This is a genomic window from Shewanella sp. ECSMB14101 (assembly GCF_000773485.1).
Lineage (GTDB): Bacteria > Pseudomonadota > Gammaproteobacteria > Enterobacterales > Shewanellaceae > Shewanella > Shewanella marisflavi.
The window spans coordinates 159,131-182,284 of the sequence record NZ_JSFF01000002.1 but is presented as its reverse complement, the minus strand read 5'-3'; the positions used below and the strand labels follow the sequence as shown (position 1 = coordinate 182,284).

Here is a 23,154-nt window from a genome sequence, read left to right as displayed (position 1 = left end):
AAGTGAACTTAATTTGTTCTCTAGCCTATACCTGGCGATTGGCACCGACAACCATCATTTCACATTTAGGGCAGTCGAATACCAGCTTGAGCACATCTTTACCTATCTCTATCTGCAGCGGCTCAGCCTTGATGCCGGGCACCTCTTTCGGGCAGAGGTTAAAGTTAAAGCGCAGACAGTGCTTGGTGACCATGAGTGGCGCATCTTCGGTAACGCCGTTCTTCTCATAGGTGTCCTCAATCTCAATCACCCCATGACGGGTGTAGAAATCTTTCGCCTTCTCGTTAGCCACGTTACCCATGAAGCTCAGATGCTTAAAGGGATAAACCGCGTCTTGGTTGTATTTCCACGCCTGTGGCCGCTCATAACCCTCGACACGAGCCAGCTCAAGGGCGGCAACGGTATCGCGGCGCAGGCCGTTAAGTAATGAGGCCGGCATAAACCAAGGACTGGCGGTGTCGATACGTATTTCGCGCGGCTCAAAGTCTGTGCTACCCAGCTTGCTCAGCTGTTTACGTATATTGTTCAGTGTCTTGTCTGCGTCTGTGGCAGGTGTCTTTTCCAGCTCAAGCTCACAGCTTGCGCTCAGGCCATATTGGTCTGTCATGGTCAGCACGACCCCTTGCTCGGTATCGCTCAGGGTCATATCCACCTTGATGATCCGCTTAGCCGACTCTTTGGCCAGCACAGTTTCGAACGCCTGATCGTGGTTACGATACAAGGTAGCGCCTACCTTGAGATCGCCCGGCACGGCAATCACATACAGCTTGTTGCCGTCGGCGCGGTTAACCCTGAGCCCCTGCAGCTTATCGTCAGACTGTTTGGCCTTCTCATAATTAGGTGGGAAGTAACACAGGCCGTCACCATTATTGAAGCTATGGATCGATTCGACCTGAATAAAGTCTTTACCCAGGGCCGCCACCTTGCCCACCTCTTCGCCGATATATTTAGGCGAACGGAAATCGCTGACCCCCTGGCTGCGCTCATTGACGAAATAGTCGGTGCGACCACGGTTAAAGGTCTTCTCGGTATTGGGGGTAAAGGTATGCTCACAGCGGCCATGACTTGAGGCAACAAACTCTGGGCGGCGCGCCATGATCTTGTCCAGCTCCTGACGATAGTGAGCGGTCACGTTTTTCACATAGCTAAGATCTTTAAGTCGCCCTTCAATCTTAAAGGAGCGAATACCAGCGTCGATCAGCGCCTCTAAATTATCTGTCTGATTGTTGTCTTTGAGCGATAGCAGGTGCTCATTTTGTGCCAACACCTCACCCTGACGCGTCTTGAGATCACCAGGTAGGCGACACATCTGCGAACACTCACCACGGTTGGCGCTGCGGTTACTAAAGGCGTGACTCAGGTTACACAGACCGCTATAGGCAACGCACAGGGCGCCATGGATAAAGAACTCCAGCTGCATGTTCGTCTTGGCCGCCACATCACGGATCTGACTCAGCCCCAGTTCACGGGCAAGCACCACCTGAGAGAAACCCACCTGCTCAAGAAAGGCGACCTTCTCGGGATTACGATTATCCATCTGGGTACTGGCGTGCAGGGCGATAGGCGGGATATCCAGCTGGAGTACCCCCATATCCTGCACGATCAAGGCATCTGCACCAGCTTCATATAGTTGCCAGATCAGCTTCTGCGCCGCTTCCAGTTCATCGTCCATCAAGATGGTATTGATGGCGACAAACACCTGGGCATGATAGCGGTGGGCAAACTCACATAGACGCGCGATATCCTCGACGCTGTTACCTGCAGTCGCTCTGGCACCGAAGGCCGGGCCACCGATATAGACAGCATCGGCACCATGCTTGATGGCCTCAATACCATAGTCGGCATTCTTAGCGGGCGCCAACAGCTCGAGGCGGTTTGAGCGGGTAGTTACCGGCGCTATCGGGGCGCTATCGGGGATAAAAATCTCAGGCTTGTCCATGAGGAGTCTCGAATCAGATCACAGATAGATAAAAATTAGGGGCGCGATTATAACAGACCTGGCTCACAAAACACCTCGCCGCCGCGCACTTTTTCGCCAAATTAGCCATTCTTCAGGCTCGCAGGCCGTTTGATTAATGCTTCAGACGATATGAATCACCACAGACTTAATAATGCACCGCCAGCCAGATAGTCTCCTCGCGCTCGCTGGTCCAGCTGACTCTGTGTTTAACATGGGCGGGAATATTGAGGTGGTCGCCCACCTTGAGATGCACCACCTCGGCATGCTCAAACACTAAGGTCGCCTCCCCCTGTAACACCATGACCCACTCGCTTCTGTCTCGATCATACCATTGCCCCTCTGGCGTGCGATGGGCCTTTGAGACAATACGCTCGATTAACACTGCGCCCGTATCCACCAGTGGCTCGAACACCTCCTGGCTCAGATCCTGGGGCAAAGATTGAAAGATGTTACGTGTTTCCATAGACGTTCCTTTACGGCAAAGCCTTGGCTTAGTTTGCCTCTAACAGGGTCTTAAGGTTATCTAGTCCCTGGCTCAGATCCCTCTCGACCATTGCATCGACCTGCATCAAAGGCAGCAGTATGTTCATCGGATAGGCCATATGGCCACTGAAGCCCCAGTGGACCTCGGTCTGATTCGGCCCCAGCGCCTCGGTGGTAATATAGGCAGGTGACACCGCCTCGAACGGCGTCTTAAACCTCAGCTCATACTCTATGCGCTTACCGGGGAAAATCGCCTTAATCTCCTGCTCCCCGGAACCGACATCAGGGTTGTCACTGCGCCAGCCGGAAACAAAGCCTACGGTGCCATCCTCCCCACGATAATATTGCTCCATGGCCGAGTCCATCTTGGCCCAGACGCTAAACTGATCCTGATTTTTAAGCATTCTCAAGAAGTTAAAAACCTGATCCTTAGGTTTATCGATAACGATATGGGTATTAACATGATAATCCTCTTCGATAAAGAGGGCGGCGATAAAGGGAGAGGAGAGCAATAGCAGCACGAGTATCAGCAGCTTTTTTAACATGGCGAGTTCCTTCAAATGGTCGGTGCCAGCACGCCAGCCGGTGTAAACCTACTCGTCTTAACATAGTCAAGAATCAAGGCTTTGGAAAGCCACACCAGCCAAGAACCCCAAGAGAGAGCCCATAGTTAACAAGAGCTTGCAAACACCATTGCCACAAAGCAAAAAAGCGCCTCGATTAAGAGACGCCCTTTACCAAAACCAGAAATGTCTGAGGAACCGAGTCCCTATGGCGATTAGCCAGCCTTGAGGGCCGCTAGTCTAGCCTGTAGCAGCTGATTTTCCGCCTCGATATGCTTGTAGAAATCTTTGTCAGCCAGCTTTGACGCTGCCGCCTCGTCGATCACTAACACGGCGTCTCTATGCAGTTGCAGCGCCGAAGCCGGACAGGCGGCGCTTAAGGCCCCTTCTACCGTGGCACGAATCGCCTCAGCCTTGTTTTCACCGGTCGCCAGCAGCAACACCTTCTTGGCATCTAAAATGGTGCCTATGCCCATAGTGATCGACAGATGGGGCTGATACTCTCCCTGCGCAAAGAAACGGGCATTATCCTCAATCGTCGCCTTGGTCAGTGTCTTGACCCGGGTGCGTGACATCAAGCCAGATGAGGGTTCGTTGAAACCGATATGACCATTGCGCCCGATGCCGAGCAACTGGATATCTATGCCACCCGCGGCTTGGATCTGCGCCTCATATTGCTCACAGGCGGCGATAGGATCTTCGGCATCTCCAGGCGGCACATGGGTGTTAGCCTTGTCGATGTCGATGGCATCAAACAACTGCTGATTCATGAAGTGGCGATAACTCTGTGGATGGTCAGCATCTAGCCCCAGATACTCATCCAGGTTAAAACTGGTGACGCTCTTAAAAGAGATCTCTCCAGCTTGATTGGCCGCCACCAGTCGCTGATAAAGAGATACTGGCGTCGAGCCGGTCGCCAACCCCAGTACTGAGTCGGGCTTACGCTTAAGCTGATTGATGATGAGGTTGGCACCATATTCCGCCACCTCGGCGCTGTCTCGTAGAATAACAATTTGCATAATTTGACTCGTCCCAGCCCTATGTTAGTCGCAATGTTCACAGTCGCGCCTATTCAACCGCAATTGAAATGACCCCAGAGATGGCGCGCTCATTAGAGGAATTAACATTACTATAACCACAAATGACAGCGTTGTCATTATTAATCTGACGATAATATCGACGCCGTTTTCGTGCTAAGATCGACTCGATACTTTTCCACAAGAGCCCTATCTCAGTGACCGCAGACTCAGCCAATCCCCAAGTGCAGCACTTTATGATCTACAAGCCTTATGGCTTTCTCAGTCAATTTGTTGCCGAGCGGCGTAAACGTAAACCCACCCTATCAGAGCTAGGCGAATTTCCCGCTGGCATCATGGCCATAGGCCGTTTGGACCATGACTCCGAGGGCCTGCTATTACTCACCACTGATGGCAAGACCAGCCACAATATCCGCAGTAAATCGATTGAGAAGGAATACTATGTACAGCTCGATGGAGAGATCACCGACCAGGCGATTACCAGGCTCTGCGAAGGCGTTGAGATAGGCATTAAAGGGGAGAAATATTACACCCTGCCTTGCCGGGCACGCCGTCTAACACTGACGCCCGATTTACCGCCGCGGGGGCGAAAGATAAGAGATGCGCGCCACGGCCCCACCAGCTGGGTGAGCATCACTATCACTGAGGGCAAGAATCGTCAGATCCGCAAGATGACTGCAGCCGTTGGCTTTGCCACCTTAAGACTGGTGCGAGTACGAATAGGCGATATTCACTTGGGCAAGCTGACGCCGGGTGAGGTTCGGCCGCTGAGTCTAGTTTAAAGTTGCTCAGGCGCTGACGACAGGCTCAGAAAAAACGCCTGATGTAAAAACAAGCAGGCAAACCGGTTAAAGCAAGCCTAACGCAGAAAGTCACCCAGCTCGTCGACGACTCTGGGCTGACTGTACAGATAGCCCTGCGCCTGATCGCACCCCGCCGCCTTAAGAAATGCCGCCTGCTCCGGTGTCTCAACCCCCTCTGCGATAATGCAGAGGTTCAACGCATGGCCTAAGGCGATCACTGCCTTAGCGATAGCGGTATTGTTGCTATCGCTAGGAATATCGCGAATAAATGACTGATCTATCTTTAGCTTATGGATCGGCAAACGTTTCAGATAGTTAAGTGATGAATAGCCGGTACCAAAGTCATCCACCGACAACTCGACGCCCAGCTCACCTAGCTGTTTGAGTACCTCAATCACAGCCAAAGGATCAGACATCATACAGCTCTCGGTCACCTCCAGCTCCAGATACTCTGGGGGTACCCCAGCTTCATCGAGCACTCGCCTAACTTGATCGAAGAAATGCTTCTGTTGCAGCTGCGGCCCCGTCACGTTCACTGAGATGCGTCCAAATGCTTTCCCCTTAGCCAACCACAGAGCAGCCTGAGCCGCGGCCTGTTTCAATACCCAGTGACCTATCTCGTTAATCAAGCCTATCTTCTCTGCAACGGGAATAAACACCGCGGGTGAGATCTGCCCAAGCTGCGGATCTTGCCAGCGCAGCAAGGCCTCAAAACCAATGCATGCGCCTGAGCTCAGATCTAACTTAGGTTGATAGACTAAGTAGAAGGTGCCATTACTGATAGCATCGTGCAGGGCGCTCTGTAACTTAAGGTGCTCCACAGATTCTAATGTTAGCGACTGGGTATAGAAGGCGTAATTATTACGGCCATTGCGCTTAGCCCTATGCATGGCCGTATCGGCATTACGCAACAGCGTATCGCCGCTTTCGCCATCACCCGGATAGATGGCAACCCCCATACTGGCAGTCAAACGAATACTGGCTTCATCGTCAAATAGAAACGGCGTATCAAATACCTCTCTCAGACGACTCACCATAAGAGAGACATGATCGCCACTCTCGATATGGGGCAGTACGGCGATAAACTCGTCACTGCCGAGCCTGGCCAGAGTCCCCTCATTTCCCAATTTCTGCCCTAAGCGTCTGGCGACCTCGACCAGGATGGAGTCCCCCGCCACATGACCATAACTATCGTTAATATGCTTAAACAGGTCCACATCGATAAAGATCAATGCCAGTTCAGTCTCTTCTCGCACAGCATGGCGCAGCTCCTGCTCCAGATTGGCCGAGAGCATCAAACGATTGGGGAGCTTAGTTAAGGGATCTTGGTATGCCAGCCTCGCCAGCTCTTTTTCACTCTTCTTCTGCGCCGAGATGTCGGCAAATACGGCGACAAAATAGCGCACCTGATGATCGTCATCATACATGGAGCTGATAGTCAGCTGTTCGGGATAGATGGCGCCGCTCTTGCGACGATTCCAGATCTCGCCATGCCACTTGCCATTGGTTAAGAGTGAATGCCACAAACGATCGAAAAAGGCTTTGTCATGTCGACCCGAATTAAGGATGCGCGGATTTTTCCCCAGTACCTCTTCACGGCTGTAACCCGTGATCTCACTGAAGGCGCCATGCACTTCCACTATCTGACCTTCAGCATTGGTGATCACTACACCTTCTACTGAGTTCTCAAAAACATTGGCAGCCAATTCCAGCTGCTCTTGGGCCGCCTTATGAGAACTAATATTGCGTGTGATGCCAATCACCCCTTCCAGGGTGCCATCGGCCGCCACCACGGGCACCTTAGTGGTTTCCAACCAAGATTGAGATTGGTCAATATCATTGGCCTCACACTCAGCTGTCGCAACGTGCACGCCGCGCACAATCGACTCATAATCCCCCGTCACAAACCCCTCGGCCACATCTGGCTCGAAGATCTCATCGTCAGTGCGGTTAAGCAGCTGATCTCGACTACGGCCCCAGGCAAGCTCAACACTGCGGTTGACCAGTACGTAGCGCCCAGCCACATCTTTCATCCACACATGCTCAGGCAGGCTATCGATAAATAGCTGCAGATCTACTCTGGGCGATCTGTCTGGCAGTGACGATAACAGCTGCTGCCGGTGGTCTTGATACAGGGTCACCAAGCGATATTGAATCGCCTGGCAGGTCATTCGCACCAAGGCTGCAACCCGATCACCATGACCCGCTTGTTCATTAGGGATTAGGCAGATGGCGCCATAAATGGCTTGAGAAGGCCAGAAGATAGGATGCAGAGTGATATCACCGACATAAACGGGTGTCGGAGGCAAATGGGATTGTTCTATGTAGGCGCGAAATAACTTGAGCCCCTGAGCACACAACTGCTCAACGCTCAGTCTATGAGCTTGGTTGTTATCACCCACAGCCAGCAAAGGTGACAGGCTATCAGAGGCGGTTAAGCTAACCAGGAAAACACTGCCGTCAAAGGCTTATGCCAAGGTCTCTATCGCCTCTTGCCACTCCTGTATCGCTTGCGCTGGAATCTTGATATCTATCACTATTCGTCTCCGAGAGCGACGAGCTACTGTCACTATCCCATAATCCCTTTGCTAGCATATCGCCAATTTATCTAGATGGACACAGGCAAACGGCATAAATTAACCTTAAATTAACAAAAACATGTTAAAGCGAACAAAGTTCAGGTCATGACCAGCATTTACCTCATCTTACACTAGAAATAGATTAACTTATCAGTCATTTAAACCAAGATAAAATCAGAAGTGGCTGATATACCCCAGCCGCAGAGATAAAAAAAACCAGCCCTTAGGCTGGTTTTGTCACGAGCGAATTTGCTTAACCCTGGGGACGCATCGCCGGGAAGAGGATCACGTCACGAATAGTGTGCGTATTAGTAAATAGCATCACCAAACGGTCGATACCTATACCTTGACCCGCAGTCGGTGGCAGACCGTGCTCAAGCGCCGTGATGTAATCGGCGTCATAGAACATGGCTTCGTCGTCACCCGCATCTTTAGCATCTACCTGGGCCTTGAAACGCTTATCTTGATCTTCAGCATCGTTCAGCTCGCTAAAGCCGTTAGCCACTTCACGACCACCGATAAAGAACTCGAAACGGTCTGTGATGAAATGGTTTTCATCGTTACGACGTGCAAGTGGCGAGATATCAGCAGGATAACCTGTAATGAAGGTAGGCTGCATCAGCTTAGGCTCAGCGGTTTCACCGAAGATCTCTTCCAATAGCTGACCACAGGTCCAGAACTTCTCGATGGTCATGCCCAGGCTCTTAGCCAGGTTACGCATAAACTCGACGTCTTTAACCTCTTCATAGGTCATCGACTGAATGGTCTCATTGTCTGGATTGTACTTCTTGATCGCATCCAGCATGCTCAGGCGCTCATATGGACCACCAAAATCGATGGTGTGATCGCCATAAGGCAGCTTAGTATCACCCAGCAGATCTTTGGCAATTGACGAGAGCATCTCTTCGGTCAGATCCATCAGATCCTTGTAGTCGGCGTAGGCCATATAGAATTCCATCATAGTGAATTCTGGGTTATGGCGTGGCGACAGACCTTCGTTACGGAAGTTACGGTTGATCTCAAACACACGCTCGAAACCACCTACAACCAGACGCTTAAGGTAAAGTTCAGGGGCGATACGCAGATACATCTCGATATCCAGCGCATTGTGATGAGTAATGAAAGGACGCGCCGAGGCACCACCCGGGATGCTGTGCATCATAGGGGTTTCTACTTCCATAAACTCTTTGCTCACCATAAAGTTACGGATAGCCGTAACTACTTTAGAACGCATGACAAATGCCGCGCGAGACTCTTCGTTGACGATAAGGTCTACATAACGCTGGCGGTAGCGCATCTCTTGGTCAGTCAGGCCGTGGAACTTCTCTGGCAGCGGACGCAGCGCCTTAGTCAGCAGCTGATACTCTTCCATGTTGACATAGAGGTCACCCTTACCAGATAGGTGCAGCTGACCGGTCACACCGATAATGTCACCAATATCCAAGCCTTGATACTTGGCCTTAAGCTCTTTCTGCACATCTTTACCGGCGTAGGCCTGGATGCGACCGCTCACATCCTGGATCACCAGGAAGGGACCACGTTTAGCCATGATACGACCAGCGATAGAGCGTTGGACATTCATCTCTTCCAGCTCTTCTTTGCTGTAGTGACCGTACTCGGCCTGGATATCTGCAGCCTTGTGTTTTCGATCGAAGTTATTCGGGTGACCGTTAGCAGGGCAAGAAGCGCGAACGTGATCTAACTTGGCACGGCGCTCTGCAATTAACTTGTTTTCGTCTTGAGTTTGTTCAGTCATCTTCTTCTCTCGTTAAAGGCCAGATTTCAGGCTAGCTTCAATAAACTTGTCCAGATCGCCATCGAGGACGCTCTGAGTATTGCGATTTTCGACGCCGGTACGCAAATCTTTAATACGGGCATCATCCAGCACGTAAGAACGGATCTGGCTACCCCAACCGATATCAGACTTAGCGTCTTCGGCGGCTTGCTTATCGGCATTCTGTTTTAACATTTCCAGTTCGTACAACTTAGCCTTTAGCTGCTTCATTGCCGAGTCACGGTTCTTGTGCTGGGATCTATCGTTCTGACACTGCACCACAGTATTAGTAGGCAAGTGAGTAATACGAATCGCCGATTCCGTCTTGTTAACGTGCTGACCACCCGCGCCCGAAGCGCGATAGGTGTCGATACGCAGATCCGCCGGATTAATATCGATCTCGATAGAGTCATCAATTTCCGGGTAGACAAACACAGAACAGAAAGAGGTATGACGCTTGCCCGAAGAGTCGAACGGTGACTTACGCACTAAGCGATGCACGCCCGTTTCGGTGCGCAGTGAACCGAAAGCATATTCACCGGTAAACTTAATGGTCGCACCCTTGATACCGGCCACATCACCGTCGGTCACTTCCATAAGCTCTGGCTTATAACCTTTGGCTTCGCCCCAACGCAGATACATACGCAGTACCATGTTGGCCCAATCCTGCGCCTCGGTACCACCTGAGCCCGACTGGATATCCAGATAACAATCTGATGCATCGTGAGGACCCGAGAACATGCGGCGAAACTCAAGCTCTTCCAGACGTTTCTCTAACTGTGCCAACTCGCTGTTAGCATCATTAAAAGTGTCTTCGTCTTCCTCTTCGATAGCCAGTTCCAGCAGGCCTTCGACATCCTCAAGGCCACTGTCCATATCATCTATGGTCTTAACAACGGCTTCTAATGCGGCACGCTCTTTCCCCAGAGCCTGGGCATTATCTGGGTCGTTCCACACTTCCGAGCTTTCCAGCTCTCGGCTAACTTCTTCTAGACGCTCACTCTTGGCATCGTAGTCAAAGATACCCCCGAAGAAGTTGGGTACGCTCAGCCAGCTCCTTGATTTTAGATTTAACCGGATTTACTTCAAACATGACTCTTCTACTTAAAAATCGATAGGCAGGAATGCAAACGCGGTATTTTAACTCAATCGCCCCTATTCGCATAGGGGCTGTTGACCTTCCCTGTTTATTTCTGCAGCAGTTTGTAGGCAATTCATATAAGGCAGAGCCGATGTTGTGAAGTCATGCTACATAAAGTGGCGATATCACAGCAGAAATGGCAGTCAAACCCTACCCCACAGATTCGATCCTCCCCTTTTCTACAGGCTGGCTATACTGTTCAATATGAAACCAAAGAACCAATGTTGCTACCATGAAGATGAAGGCTTCTCCTGCACCGAACCAGCCGAAGCCTCAGGCCTATGCTATTGGCATGATCCTAAAATCATTAAAGATAAGCCGGAAGATATCGCCCGCCTAGAGGCCTTTGCCCGTGGAGGCGGCATGCTACGGGGGATCTCCCTCAAACGGGCCAATCTGCCCGGCATAGATCTGGTCAGACACCACCAAAAAACCGGCTTCGACATGAGCCATGCCGAGCTGTACCGCGCCAACCTGCAAGGGGCGCACATGTTTAATCTCAACTTGCAACATGCCAGCCTGATGAAGGCCGATCTGCGCGAGGCCAATGTGCACTGTGCCAATCTGGTGGGCACCAACCTGCTAGGGATCAAATGGAATGGTGCCAAGATAGAGAACATCAATACCGGCAAGGTGTTAAAGCAGGAGCGCCTGGCCAATGAGGCTGAACGGGTAGGCGAGCAGGAGATCGCCCAGGACTATTTCGAACAGGCCGAAGAGATCTACCGGGATCTGCGCAAAGCCGCCGAGCGCGAAGGCTTGTTTGCCATGGGCGGTAATTACCTGCGTAAAGAGCTCACCATGCGCCGCCACCAGATGCCCAAATTCAGTTATTCCCGCATTCTGTCTAAGATAATCGATATCTTCTGCGGCTATGGCGAAGCCCCTAACAGGGTGATCGGATTTTCGATGGGGTTTATTTTCGTCTGCGCGCTGCTCTACCTGTTTACAGGCTTAAACTATGACGGCAACGTCCACGTGTTTAAGTGGAGCAATGAATTCTGGACCAACCTGACGCTATTCTTCAATTGCCTCTACTACTCAGTCGTCACCTTTACCACCTTGGGCTACGGCGACTTTACGCCTATAGGTTACTCCCGGGCAATCGCCGCCATCGAGGCTTTTACCGGCAGCTTTACCATCGCCCTGTTCGTGGTGGTGTTCGTTAAGAAGATGACCCGCTAACCGCAAACTGTGATCCACCTCAAACCACTTCATCGTTAGCATGGTGCAAGCCAACAAACCCAGCGCAATTTGTGAACAACACTGCAAATGCAGCACAAAAAATCACTACTAAGACCTGTGGCGAAAAGGGCTCTAGGTATACTCAAGCAAACCTTGTTTCTCTAATTTACCTATAAGCATTCACCTAAAAATAGATTTGCCATCGAGACCAAGGTTACCTAGCTAACGCTTAGATTCTAATAAAAGGTCCCTACAATGATAGAACTCACCTTCGACGGTCAAATCGTCAAAGCCAACCGGGGCGACGATCTGTTAACCTGCGCCAAAGCAGCGGGTATAGCGATCCCAAATTTATGTCATCTGGGTAAACAACTGGACGACAAGCTCGAAGGCAAACAGGATTGCAATCTCTGCTATGTAGAGCTGCGCGATGCCAGCGGCCAGATCAGCACAGTCAAGGCCTGCAAAACTGAGATCCAAGCGCCACTGGAAGTGATCACCCACTCCGCCACACTCAGTAAACGCCGTCAGGCCGCGCTGAAACATCTGCTGAGCGATCACTTCGCCGACTGCGAAGCCCCCTGCCAGCAGGCTTGTCCAGCCGGTGTGGATGTACAGTCCTATCTACTGCATATCGCCCAAGGAAACCATAAAGAAGCGGTCAAGGTGATCAAACAGACCCTGCCCCTGCCGCTCTCTATCGGCCGTGTCTGCCCAGCCTTTTGTGAATCCGCCTGTCGACGCGGCGAACTGGATGAGCCCCTGGCTATACGTCAACTTAAACGCCACGCCGCCGATTTCGATCTCGACAGCGACGATACCTATGTGCCGCCCAAGGCCCCCGCTACCGGTAAAAAGGTCGCCATCATAGGCAGCGGTCCTGCCGGCATCAGCGCCGGTTACTACCTTTCGAATGCCGGGCACGAGGTCACCATCTATGAATCCATGCCCCAGGCGGGCGGCTGGCTAAGATATGGTATTCCCGAGTACCGTCTTCCTAAGACAATTCTCGACAAAGAGATCGACCTACTGTGCCAAAACGGCCTCACGATACAGACCAATACCCGTCTTGGCCAAGATATCCACCTCAAGGCGCTAATCAGTCAATTCGACGCCGTCTGTCTCGCCATTGGCGCCCAAAAGGCAGTGCCCATGAACTATCCAGGCGTGGATCTTGAAGGCTGCTACCTGGGAGTGGATTACCTCAAAGATCACTGCATGGAAAACCGCTACCATACAGGCAAGAAAGTCGCTGTGATCGGCGGCGGTAACACGGCTATCGACTGTGCCCGCACCGCACTGCGTAAAGGCGCCGAGGTAACGCTTGTCTATCGCCGTACCCGAGACGAGATGCCGGCAGAAGACTATGAGATCGAAGAGGCGGAACATGAGGGCGTGCGTTTCTACTTCCTCACCAACCCAGTGGAAAACCATGGTGATGCCGATGGCCGTGTCACAGCCGTCACCTTTGAAAAGATGTGTCTGGGCGAGCCAGACGCATCGGGCAGACGTTCACCTAAGGCCACAGGCGAAACCTTTACCGAAGATTTTGATACCGTTATCCCTGCCGTCTCCCAGACACCAGACATGGAGTTTTTGATCCACCCTGAAAGCCAGCTCTCCACCGGCGAGTTGGCGCTGACCCGCTGGAACACCTTCTCCGGCTGTGAACACACTATGTCATCCGGGGTCGAGAAACTCTTTGTACTAGGCGACTCGCGCACAGGTCCAGCGACTGCGGTCGCGGCGGTGGCCGATGGTCGTAAAGCGGCTAATGCTATCGAGAAGCTACTCAGTGGCGAGCTAAGCTGCGAACTCACACAAGCCCCCTTTAATTCGCAAAAGCAGGATAAGCAAAAGCCAGATGAGCAACACTTCCCTGACAGATTGCTGCAAGCCAAGGCCAAGATGCCAGAGCTGGCGATCAATAAACGCCTCAGCAACTTCGATGAGATAGAGCTGGGCTTTAACGATGAAGAGGCGATGCTCGAAGCCGCCCGCTGTCTGGAGTGCGGCTGTCAGGCCAATACCGAATGTGCCCTGCGCGACTACGCCACCGAATACCGAGTCGACGGTGCCACGCTAGATAAGCAAGGCCACCGCGCCTTTACTCAGGATGCCAGCAGCCCCTTTATCAACTTCGATCCTAACCGTTGTATCAGTTGCGGCGCCTGCGTCGCCGTTTGTCATCAACAATCGGGACACAAGGCGATCAGTTTTGAGCCAGACAGCTACCTGGCTTTGCCCCAGGAAGTCGCCACAGAACCTAGCCGTCAAGCACCTCGCGCCGGTTTTCGCGCCACCATGGCCGACAGCCAGTGCGTACAATGTGGCAACTGTGTTCAGGTCTGCCCAACCGGCGCCTTGACCGATGCCAGAGACAAGCGCCAGGGCGTTAATAGCGAACTGAAACAGACCTCAACCGTATGCACCTATTGCGGCGTGGGCTGTCGTGTCATCATCCATAGCGATCCCGTGACAGGTGAGATCAAACGCGTCTCCGGCGACAGCCGATCCGAGGTCAACGAGGGGATGCTCTGCGTCAAGGGCCGCTTCGGTTTCGACTTTATTAATAGCCAGCAACGCCTGACCCAGCCACTGCTGCGCAAGCAAGGCGAGTTAGTCCCCGTTAGCTGGCCAGAAGCCCTAAGCTTTATCGGCGACAAGCTTAACCGCATCAAGGCAGAACATGGTGGCAACGCCATTGCGGGCTTGGCTTCGGCCAAGGCGACCAACGAAGATAACTATCTGTTCCAAAAGTTGTTTAGAAGTGTTATCGGCACCAACAACATAGATCACTGTGCGCGCCTGTGTCATGCCTCGACCGTGACCGCCCTGCAAGAGAGTCTGGGCAGCGGCGCGATGACCAATGATATTCCGTCGATAAAATTCTCGGATCTTATCTTTATCCTAGGTTCGGATACCGAGTCGGCGCACCCCATCATCGCCTCCAAGATCAAACAGGCGGTCAGCCAACATGGCGCCCGGTTAGTGGTCGCCGATCCTAAGCGGGTCAGCATTGCCGACAGCGCCGAACTCTACCTGCGTCACCGCCCCGGCAGCGACGTGATGCTGCTCAACGCCATCATGCAGGAGATCATCAAGCATGGCTGGCACGACAGCGACTACATCAGTCGCCGTGTCGAAGGCTTCGACGAGCTCTTTGCCGAGGTGATGAAGCCAGATTACAGCCTAGACAATGCGGCCAAGATCACTGGGGTCACCGCCGATGAGATAGCGCGTCTGGCCAAGATGATAGGTACAGCTGAGAAAACCGCTATCTACTACGCCATGGGGATCACCCAGCACACCTCTGGCCATGACAACGTCACCGCCATTGCCAACCTGCAACTTCTGTGTGGCAACATAGGCATTGAAGGCGCTGGAATTAACCCTCTGCGCGGTCAGAGCAATGTTCAGGGCGCCTGTGACATGGGCGCACTGCCCAACTACTTCACCGGCTACCAGAAGGTGACCGATCCTGAGGTTCAGGCGAAATTCAAACGCGCCTGGCAGCAAGAGAATCTGCCGAATCAAATCGGCTTAGCCGCCACCGAGATGATGCACGCTCTGGCCCATGGCAAGCTTAAGGCGCTCTATGTCATGGGAGAAAACCCCGTACTGAGCGACCCGGATCAAGCCCATGTGATGCAAGGGCTGGAGTCGGCCGAGCTGCTGATCGTGCAAGATATCTTTATGACTGAAACGGCGCAGCTGGCCGATGTGGTGTTACCTGCAGCCAGTTTCGCCGAGAAGCAAGGGCACTTCACCAACACAGAACGCCGGGTACAGCGACTGCAGGCGGCGATTAACAGCCCAGGTCAGGTTAGACCCGACTGGCAGATCATCACAGATATCGCCAAGCTGATGCAGGCCGATTGGCACTATGACAACGAGCAGGCGATCTGGCAGGAACTGACTCAGGTGACGCCTCAGTATCATGGCATCGACTGGCAGGATACCGATCCCAATAGCGAACGCGGTCTGCTGGGCAAGCAATGGCCCTGCCCGGAAAAGGGGCATGACGGCACACCATTAATGCATCAGCAAAGCTTCACCCGCGGCAAAGGCAAGATGCAGCCGGTAAGTTATCGACTGCCAGCCGAACAGCCCTGTGAAGATTACCCCTTCACCCTGTCGACCGGACGTCTGCTGGAGCAGTTCCACACAGGCACGCTCACCCGCAAGACCGCAGGCCTCAACGAGCTGGGTTCACCTAGGGTGATGATGTCGGCCATAGACGCCGATCGCCTGCAGATAGCCAATGGCGATATGTTGACCCTGTCGACCCGTCGCGGCAGCATCAATATCGCGGCCTTTGTCACCCGTCGTGCCCAACCTGGCGTCTTGTTCTTGCCGTTCCATTTTGCAGAGGCGGCGGCTAACAAGCTCACCAATAATGTGCTCGACCCAGTGGCCAAGATCCCCGAATTTAAGATCTGTGCTGTCAGAATCGACAAGACCAGCGAGGCGATAACCTGGCCATAGGCTAGCTACCGCTCAGGCCATAAAAAAGGCCGCAACATGAGTTGCGGCCTTCTTATTTATAACACTCGCTACACCTTAAATTGTCCTACCAGGCTGTCTAGAGTGCGTCCCTCATGGGCCAATGTCTGGCTGGTATCTGAGGCGCTGTTACTCGCCTGCAGCAGCTCATTGACGATATCTTGAATAGCAAACACGTTGCGGTTGATCTCCTCGGTCACCGAGCTTTGCTCGGTGGCGGCTGTCGCAATCTGAGTACTCATATCATTGATTGAGGTCACCGCAGAGGTTACCGCTCCTAAACTATCTGAGATAGCCCGCGACGAGGTCACCGAACGATGGCAACTCTGCTGGCTCGACTCCATACTGCTGACTGCCAGCGATACCAGGTTATGCAATTCAGACAGCATCTCGTTAATCTCTAAGGTACTGGCCTGAGTACGACTGGCCAGGCTACGCACCTCGTCAGCCACCACGGCAAAACCGCGACCCTGTTCACCGGCGCGCGCCGCCTCGATGGCAGCATTCAGGGCGAGCAAGTTAGTCTGCTCGGCAATGCCACCGATCACGCTCAGCACACTGTTGATCTTCTGTGACTGCTCATTAAGCGAGTTGATGTGTCCGGCGGCCATATCGATTTCAGACATCAGGGTCGACACTTCATGTAGCGAGCTGTCGACGCACTGCTGGGCGTTACCCACATCTTGAGTCGCCGCCTGAGTCGCCTCGGCCACCTGAGTAGTGCTCATGGCCACCTCTGAGGCCGTTGCCGACATCTCGGTAATGGCCGTCACGACTTGATCTGTCTCGTTGTTATGACTGATCAGCTGCTGCGCCATGGCCGACGTCTGCGATGAGATGTTATCCGCGCCGTTTTTCACCTCGACCGTGGCTCTGGCAACATCCTTGATGATCCCCTGTAGCTTATCGACAAACTGATTAAAGGCGCGGCCAAGCATGGCAATTTCATCCACCCCCTGCACGTCGAGACGCTTAGTTAAATCCCCTTCACCTTTGGCAATATCTTCAAGGTTTTGCACCATATTATGAATAGGGTTAACCATACGCTGAGCCGCCACCAACATCACCACGGCAGTGATCACCACCAGCACCAAGGCAAAGGCCAAGATCATCATCGCCTTCTCGCTCATATGCTTGGTCATCACCTCACGATAGCTTTCCACTTGAGCATCGATATCGTCGGTGTAGGCACCTGTACCCAAGATCCAGTTTTTACCCGGCACTGTGGCAGCGTAGCCAATCTTAGGTACTAAACCTGTGACGCCTGGCTTGGCATAGTCGTACATAAAAAATCCGTCACCGCTTCTGGCCGCATCGATTAGACCAACGACGATCTTTTTACCATTAGGGTCTGTCATGCCAATCTGCGCCGTACCTTCCAAAGCGGTATTAACGGCGTGAAAACGGTTATAACCGTCAAAATCATAAATAAAGAAATAGCCCGCACTACCAAAGCGTACATTGCGCAGCGCCTTGTTGACGTCGCCTGCCGCCCCAAGTGACACCTGGTGTGAGACTATGTCTAAGGCGATATCGACCTGATCTTTTAGCTGCGCCTTACGTTCGCTGTAAAGACTGGTTTTAAAGGTCTCCATATTCTCTTCGAGCGAGTTAGATTCCAAATTGTAGGTAATTGAAACTAAAAATATAAAACTTAATATCAGAGGCAGGAGAGCAAATACCAACAGCTTATTCTTCATTCTTAATTGCCACATACTTATCTCCAAACAGGATTTATTTCATACGTATGTAAAATATAGTCAAAAAGTACTCATGTCAGTGGCTAATACGAAATAAATTGTAATAGATCAATATTATCTACCTGATGTAACTCCCCCCACTAACAAAAAAGCCAGTATTCCATCCCTAGAATACTGGCGATCACTTAAGTTAATGATTTAGGTCGAAGTGACCCTAATAACTACTCGTGGCGATTAACGTGCAACCTTGCGACGCAGGCCAGCAAATACCAGCAGCATCAGGGCGCCAAAGCCTAGTGCACCGCCGTCGTCACTCTCTTCAACTTCTGGCAAAACTTCTGGCTCAGGCTGTGGCTCAACACCGTCAGAGACAACCGTCAGCATAAAGCTGGTCGATGCTGCATCGCTTGGGTTTTCCACATCACTCACTGTGACAGTGACTTCTACCTCACCATAGAAGTTTTCTTCTGGTGTGATAGTAATTTCGCTGCCAGAGGTGTGGCCGTCGACGACCGCAGTGATATGCTCACCGGTCACGGTGATCTGGTTAACACTGTTTTGCTCATCGGCGTACATCACGGTAATCCCTTCCAGGCTAGTGTTCTCAGCAACACTCTGGTCGGCGATTGAGCCTAGGCTAATGTTAGACGCAACACTTACCGTATGGCTCATATTGATATCGGCCATGCCTTCCACCTGACTCACGGCGTTAACCGTAAGATCCTGACCGGCGGCATTGTCCTTCACGCGAGTCCAAGCAGTGACCTGGAACTGTGATGACTCAGGACCCACATAGTCGTAACAGATCACCAGGCCATCAGACAGCTTCTTATCCAACTCACCATAGCTGAACTGCTCGCCAAGATATTTTTCCAAAGGACCATACTGATACAGCGCACCTCGGAAACCTTGAAGACCGACAGAACCACGACCGTCTTGTGAACCAAAGTCCAGATTGTCATAGGCCATCATCATCTCGTACTCACCATCACCATGACGAGTATTGACGTTGAAGATCAGCTCGAAGTCGAATCTGTCATCCAGCTCTTGCCACTGATAGACGCGGTTCGCATCACGGCCCGCTGGCAGGTATGTACGCGCATTATCGTATTCCAGGATACCCCAACCGGTTTGCGTGCTGGCAATCGAAATACCCGAACGCTCACTCCAGTTATTCACCAGTGGCGCCGACAAGATAGCTTTTGGTGCATTGACGTCCAGCACCTCGAAACCACGCCACATCATACCGATCGTCTCATACGGGAAGCTGTTATACGGGAAGATATCATGATATGGGAAGAAGAAAGGCTGACCTTCCCATAGCGATACTATGCCGTGAGCATGAATATCCAGTGCATTTTGCTTACCTACGTTGAGGTTTTCACTGTTGTTATACAGATGGAAGTTGTCATAACGACCACTGAAGATCACATCGATAGGTAGCTCAATCCCTTTACGGTAAAGGATGTTGTTGTCCTTACCATTGATGGCACGGCCATTGGCATCGTATTCAACTGGTGCGAAACCGCTGAACATTGGGTAGATACGGAACTCTTCGAGATCCACATAGCCACCCGGATTCTTGTTACCAAAGTCTGGCGTGCGGCACATGGCATCTTCTAAGTTAGTGGTTATATTGTAGCTAGCTTCAACATCCGCCGTATTAGGCTGAATACCGCTAATGGTCAGCTTGCCATCTTCTACCGTGATATCTGTCACTATCTCTTTAGATGAGGTCAATACATCTTCCACATTCAGGCTCAGGCCTGCTGGGATATCGGCGCTAATGGTAAAGGCGCGATCCGCACCGCTATCGTTAGGCTGAACCTCGAAGGTGAATGGCACCTGCTCACCCAGATGGGCACCGGTTTGCGGCACATCCAGATGTACATCATCGATACCACGCTCAAGCTTAAAGGCCACCTTGCCTATGTTGCCAGCGTTGATCTCTGAACTGCCAAAGTCGATCAGTGAGTAGTAAACATCGCCTTCAACCATCTCAGGTATGTTCCAGTTCACCTGGATATCCACCGGATCCTGACCATTGCTGGCAGGTACTTCCAGGCTCATGTTAGCAGCTACATCGTCAGTCACTACGGTTGTCGCAAATTCGAAGGTCTCTTCCATCGCGTCATAGTAGTTGTTCTGCGCCGCTCCCTTTCTTGGGTTGTAGAACAGTGCCCAATATTGGCCTTCTTCTGGCTGGTTGATGTTACAGAAGTTGTTGTACTGAATGTGGTTAGAGACACACAGTAACTCTTCAAACGGATCTGCCTTACCGTTACCGTTATAGTCCTTACCCACATAAACCAGCAGATTACCTTTATCTAAGGAGCCTTCCAGTTCACTCTCTGTGGTACCAAAGGTTTCGACCATCAAACGACGAGCATTTGCTGGTACCTGAATCATCTCAACATGGGTCGCTTCATCTACGCGATCTTCCATAGGTACAGTCAAATCTGCATTGCTGCTCCAAGGGAACTGACCGTCGTCATCTTTTGGCAGAGTAATGCTCTTCACATCAGCCTTCACCGGCGTAAAGATACGACCGTAGATGTTGTCACCTTCCGGTAGATTGATGCCCTTAACGATAGCATTGCCGTCGTTACGATGGGCGGTCGCTGCCAGACGTCCCGGCATGCCGTTCTTGTCATATTTAAAGACGACAGGCCAATGAGCTTCTGATGCATTACCCGTTGTTTCGGTGAAGATCAGGTTAGAGTGCAGCTCCACTTCCGCGTTGCTGAACCAATCTTGGGTATCCATGATCGACGCTTCGACCACGATATCCAAGGTTTCGCCCGCTTCCAGGGTAAACTCGCTCGGCGTTACCTTAATAGACACACCGTTTTGTGAGAGCTGTGAACGAGAATCAAACGCCCAGTTAATCACGTCATCATGGGTCACACTCCAGCTACCCGCTGTGGTGGCCTTGATGGTACGGATCCATTGACACTGTGGCTTACACTCGAAGTTCACTAGCTGAGGGATATTCAACTTGTGCACCGCGCCACCGTTTTGCGGATCGGCAGCCTTAAAGTTATCCACTGTCTCATCCATGATGAAGCCAGCCTTGGCTGCATTGGCCACATTGATACGGCCTGTACCAGCACGGTAGGTCGACGCCAGAACCACATCGCCATTCTCATCATTGAGTCTGCGGTACTGCACCTTGTTCTCGGCGGTCATTGCCAGCGCAGATTGAATCTCGGTAGCGCTCCAGCTTGGCTTAGCCTGCTTAAGCAGTGCCATGGCACCGGCAACGTGCGGCGAGGCCATAGATGTACCGCTCAGGAAGGCAAAGTCACCCGAGGCGCCGCCGCTTACAAACGGATGCTCATCGGCAAAGGCCGCATAGATGTTAACGCCAGGAGCCGCAACGGCCGGGATCAGGGCTTCTGGTGTCGACGGGCTAGGGCCACGAGACGAGAAGGCTGCCAACCAATCGGCGCGCTCAGGATCTAAGTCGCGATCGATCAAGGTTTCAGAGATGGTTAGCACATGGTCGCTACCTTTAGCTAACCAATCGCTCAGGCCGTAACCCGACAAGCCGTTGTCCCAGCGACCATCCCACTCTTGTTTGGTGATATGAATGCTAGGCACTGAATAAGCCGCCGTCGCCACGATAGTGTCGGCATTGGCATAGTTGTACATGATCATGCCATCGGCGCCGCCCGCCTTAATGTTGTCGGCCTTGGCGTTACGGGCAATACCATTAGGATCGTTGAGATTGTTACGCTTACATACCACGATCACATCGCTCGGGTTACCACCCGCATCAGTCAGATCGAAGGTCCCTGCAGGGAATGGCTCGCCACAATATTCATCGCCATAGTCGCTGGCCTTCACCACTAAACCCGTTACCGAGCTGGTGTTCACCGCACCGCCGACGATCTCGCTCCAGCGCGGCATTTCACTGCCACCCATAGGATCGACTAGCTTGGTCTCAACCAAGATCTCACGCGAGTGAGTGCTCGCCGCCACGTTCATCAACCAAGGTGAGGCATGATCGATGGCGCCGAAATATTCTTGATATCCCTGAGGCTGGCCAGAGTTACCTGCCGCAGCCGCCACTGAGATCCCGGCTTCGCGAGCAGACAGGAACGCCAGTTCCACGTCGTCGCTCCAAGGATGAGAGTCCTGGCCACCGATAGAGAAGTTAATCACATCCACACCATCGCTGATGGCATCTTCGATACCAGCGATCAGGGCTTCACCCGGACAGCCGCGATTGATTTCATTTGATGGGTGACAGACCTGATAAGAGATGATGTTGGCGTGAGGTGCCACACCGCTCATGCGCGGGAAGAGTGCTTCTTTGACCACGCTGCCATCGTTGACGGCGCCCGGTGCAGGATTAACAAAGTCCACATCTAACAGCACGTTACCCGCAGCGGTAGAGGCCACGTGAGAGCCGTGCCCCTGATAATCTTCACCCACTGCTGGGCGAGTGTCGCCATATTCACCACTGGTAAAAAAGTCGGTGATCACAGGATAGGAGCGTACACCAATGAGTTTGTCGTTACACAGGCCTTCGAAGCCCTCTTTCAAACAGTCACCCACATATTGGCCAGCGCCCCAAGGGTTCTGGTGGTCATAACCATCATCGCCGACATCGGCAAAAGATCTATGGTCTGTGTTTACCCCGGTATCGATAATACCGACGATCACATTCTCCCCTTTGTAGGGCACAGAATCCGTTACACTACCTGTCCAGATCTTATCGGCACCGATCAGCTCTGGGCCAACGTCAGAGAAGAGCTCATAGGTCTTAGAACGACGAACAGAGGCCACATTGGCCTGTTGCGATACGCGCTGAGCCTCTTCTTGAGTCATGGCCATAGAGAAACCATTGACCGCATTAGTAAACTGCTGACGTACAGGGCGATCGCCAAGGGTAGCCGACAACTCGGCAATCACGGCTTGCTGCTTGCTCAGTAACTGATCGCGATACTGTTTAATCTCGCGATTTACCGGCTGACCAGCGACAAACAACTTGGCCTCACCGGGTTTAGTCTTAACAGTGTTTCGCTCACTGCCACCTTGAGCCAGCAGGTTAGCGCCCGCCTGTGCCAGGGGCTTCTGATGGAGTCTGACGATATAAACGTGCTCCCCTGTCAAACCCTCTTCGACAACGAACTTATCGCTTTGGCGAGCGATCTGCACGTTAAGGCCGTCGTTTTGCAACAGGTTAACCTGCTGCGCACTAGCAGCGTTGAGCTGCTTCGCCTGCTCTGCGGTAATTTTCAGTGGCTCGAGTCTTTCGACCTTACCTGGCGACACTGCTGCCGCTTGCACCATGCCGGCGCTATAGAGCGCTGCCGCCACAGCTGTTACTAATGTTTTCACTCTCATGAAACTGTCCACCTTATTTTAGTTATGCCCTGATGAGATTTTTTATTTGCATATATATTCACCAGCGA

General features: G+C 52.2%; 12 protein-coding genes. 3 read left to right on the top strand and 9 right to left on the bottom strand.

The features are described 5' to 3' along the window. Nucleotides 1-25 precede the first annotated feature (25 nt). The 4 genes from NY07_RS03190 to nagB all read right to left on the bottom strand — a co-directional run bounded on the left by NY07_RS03190 (nt 26) and on the right by nagB (nt 4,025). Complete coding sequence (locus NY07_RS03190; protein WP_033537909.1) at nt 26-1,939, bottom strand: peptidase U32 family protein; 1,914 nt, start codon at nt 1,937-1,939, stop codon at nt 26-28. Nucleotides 1,940-2,105: 166 nt separating this feature from the next. Then, a complete protein-coding gene (locus NY07_RS03185; RefSeq protein WP_033537908.1) occupies nt 2,106-2,423 on the bottom strand; it encodes a cupin domain-containing protein in 318 nt (105 codons plus the stop codon). 28 nt (nt 2,424-2,451) lie between these two features. Continuing rightward, on the bottom strand, nt 2,452-2,988 hold the full coding sequence (locus NY07_RS03180) for an SRPBCC family protein (RefSeq protein WP_033537907.1): 537 nt from the start codon (nt 2,986-2,988) through the stop codon (nt 2,452-2,454). A 233-nt stretch (nt 2,989-3,221) separates the two neighbouring features. Then, on the bottom strand, nt 3,222-4,025 hold the full coding sequence (gene nagB, locus NY07_RS03175; RefSeq protein WP_033537906.1) for a glucosamine-6-phosphate deaminase: 804 nt from the start codon (nt 4,023-4,025) through the stop codon (nt 3,222-3,224). Between the two features lie 254 nt (nt 4,026-4,279). Here nagB and NY07_RS03170 point away from each other — a divergent pair, with 254 nt between their 5' ends. Beyond that, nucleotides 4,280-4,825: a pseudouridine synthase gene (locus NY07_RS03170; RefSeq protein ID WP_081953763.1), complete on the top strand. Its 546-nt coding sequence runs from the start codon at nt 4,280-4,282 to the stop codon at nt 4,823-4,825. Nucleotides 4,826-4,902: 77 nt separating this feature from the next. Here NY07_RS03170 and NY07_RS03165 read toward each other — a convergent pair whose 3' ends face one another. The 3 genes from NY07_RS03165 to prfB form a co-directional block, all read right to left on the bottom strand. After that, complete coding sequence (locus NY07_RS03165; protein ID WP_441347684.1) at nt 4,903-7,257, bottom strand: putative bifunctional diguanylate cyclase/phosphodiesterase; 2,355 nt, start codon at nt 7,255-7,257, stop codon at nt 4,903-4,905. 421 nt (nt 7,258-7,678) lie between these two features. Continuing rightward, nucleotides 7,679-9,181, bottom strand: a complete 1,503-nt coding sequence (lysS, locus tag NY07_RS03160; protein ID WP_033537904.1) for a lysine--tRNA ligase — start codon at nt 9,179-9,181, stop codon at nt 7,679-7,681. Nucleotides 9,182-9,193: 12 nt separating this feature from the next. Continuing rightward, a protein-coding gene (prfB, locus tag NY07_RS03155; RefSeq protein WP_161783148.1) for a peptide chain release factor 2 occupies nt 9,194-10,292 on the bottom strand; the annotation gives its coding sequence in 2 pieces (ribosomal slippage) (nt 9,194-10,216 and nt 10,218-10,292; 1,098 coding nt in all). 252 nt (nt 10,293-10,544) lie between these two features. Between prfB and NY07_RS03150 the strand changes: the two genes are divergently transcribed. Together NY07_RS03150 and fdhF are read left to right on the top strand one after the other, a co-directional pair. Further along, complete coding sequence (locus tag NY07_RS03150) at nt 10,545-11,525, top strand: ion channel (RefSeq protein ID WP_033537903.1); 981 nt, start codon at nt 10,545-10,547, stop codon at nt 11,523-11,525. A gap of 255 nt (nt 11,526-11,780) precedes the next feature. Beyond that, nucleotides 11,781-16,013 carry a formate dehydrogenase subunit alpha gene (fdhF, locus tag NY07_RS03145; RefSeq protein WP_033537902.1) on the top strand — a complete coding sequence of 1,411 codons (4,233 nt, stop codon included), beginning with the start codon at nt 11,781-11,783 and terminating at the stop codon, nt 16,011-16,013. A 68-nt stretch (nt 16,014-16,081) separates the two neighbouring features. Here the strand turns inward: fdhF and NY07_RS03140 are convergent, their stop codons facing one another. Then, nucleotides 16,082-17,746, bottom strand: coding sequence for a methyl-accepting chemotaxis protein (locus tag NY07_RS03140; RefSeq protein ID WP_033537901.1), 1,665 nt, complete (start codon nt 17,744-17,746; stop codon nt 16,082-16,084). A 219-nt stretch (nt 17,747-17,965) separates the two neighbouring features. Then, on the bottom strand, nt 17,966-23,086 hold the full coding sequence (locus NY07_RS03135) for a S8 family serine peptidase (protein ID WP_033537900.1): 5,121 nt from the start codon (nt 23,084-23,086) through the stop codon (nt 17,966-17,968). Nucleotides 23,087-23,154: the final 68 nt, after the last annotated feature.

What these genes read in the sequence shown, in the direction of transcription:
- NY07_RS03150 (WP_033537903.1), top strand. Translation starts at nt 10,545, where the DNA reads ATGAAACCAAAGAACCAATGTTGCTACCATGAAGATGAAGGCTTCTCC.
- NY07_RS03190 (WP_033537909.1), bottom strand. Translation starts at nt 1,939, where the DNA reads ATGGACAAGCCTGAGATTTTTATCCCCGATAGCGCCCCGATAGCGCCG.
- lysS (WP_033537904.1), bottom strand. Translation starts at nt 9,181, where the DNA reads ATGACTGAACAAACTCAAGACGAAAACAAGTTAATTGCAGAGCGCCGT.
- NY07_RS03180 (WP_033537907.1), bottom strand. Translation starts at nt 2,988, where the DNA reads ATGTTAAAAAAGCTGCTGATACTCGTGCTGCTATTGCTCTCCTCTCCC.
- NY07_RS03170 (WP_081953763.1), top strand. Translation starts at nt 4,280, where the DNA reads ATGATCTACAAGCCTTATGGCTTTCTCAGTCAATTTGTTGCCGAGCGG.
- NY07_RS03135 (WP_033537900.1), bottom strand. Translation starts at nt 23,086, where the DNA reads ATGAGAGTGAAAACATTAGTAACAGCTGTGGCGGCAGCGCTCTATAGC.
- NY07_RS03185 (WP_033537908.1), bottom strand. Translation starts at nt 2,423, where the DNA reads ATGGAAACACGTAACATCTTTCAATCTTTGCCCCAGGATCTGAGCCAG.
- fdhF (WP_033537902.1), top strand. Translation starts at nt 11,781, where the DNA reads ATGATAGAACTCACCTTCGACGGTCAAATCGTCAAAGCCAACCGGGGC.
- nagB (WP_033537906.1), bottom strand. Translation starts at nt 4,025, where the DNA reads ATGCAAATTGTTATTCTACGAGACAGCGCCGAGGTGGCGGAATATGGT.
- NY07_RS03140 (WP_033537901.1), bottom strand. Translation starts at nt 17,746, where the DNA reads ATGTGGCAATTAAGAATGAAGAATAAGCTGTTGGTATTTGCTCTCCTG.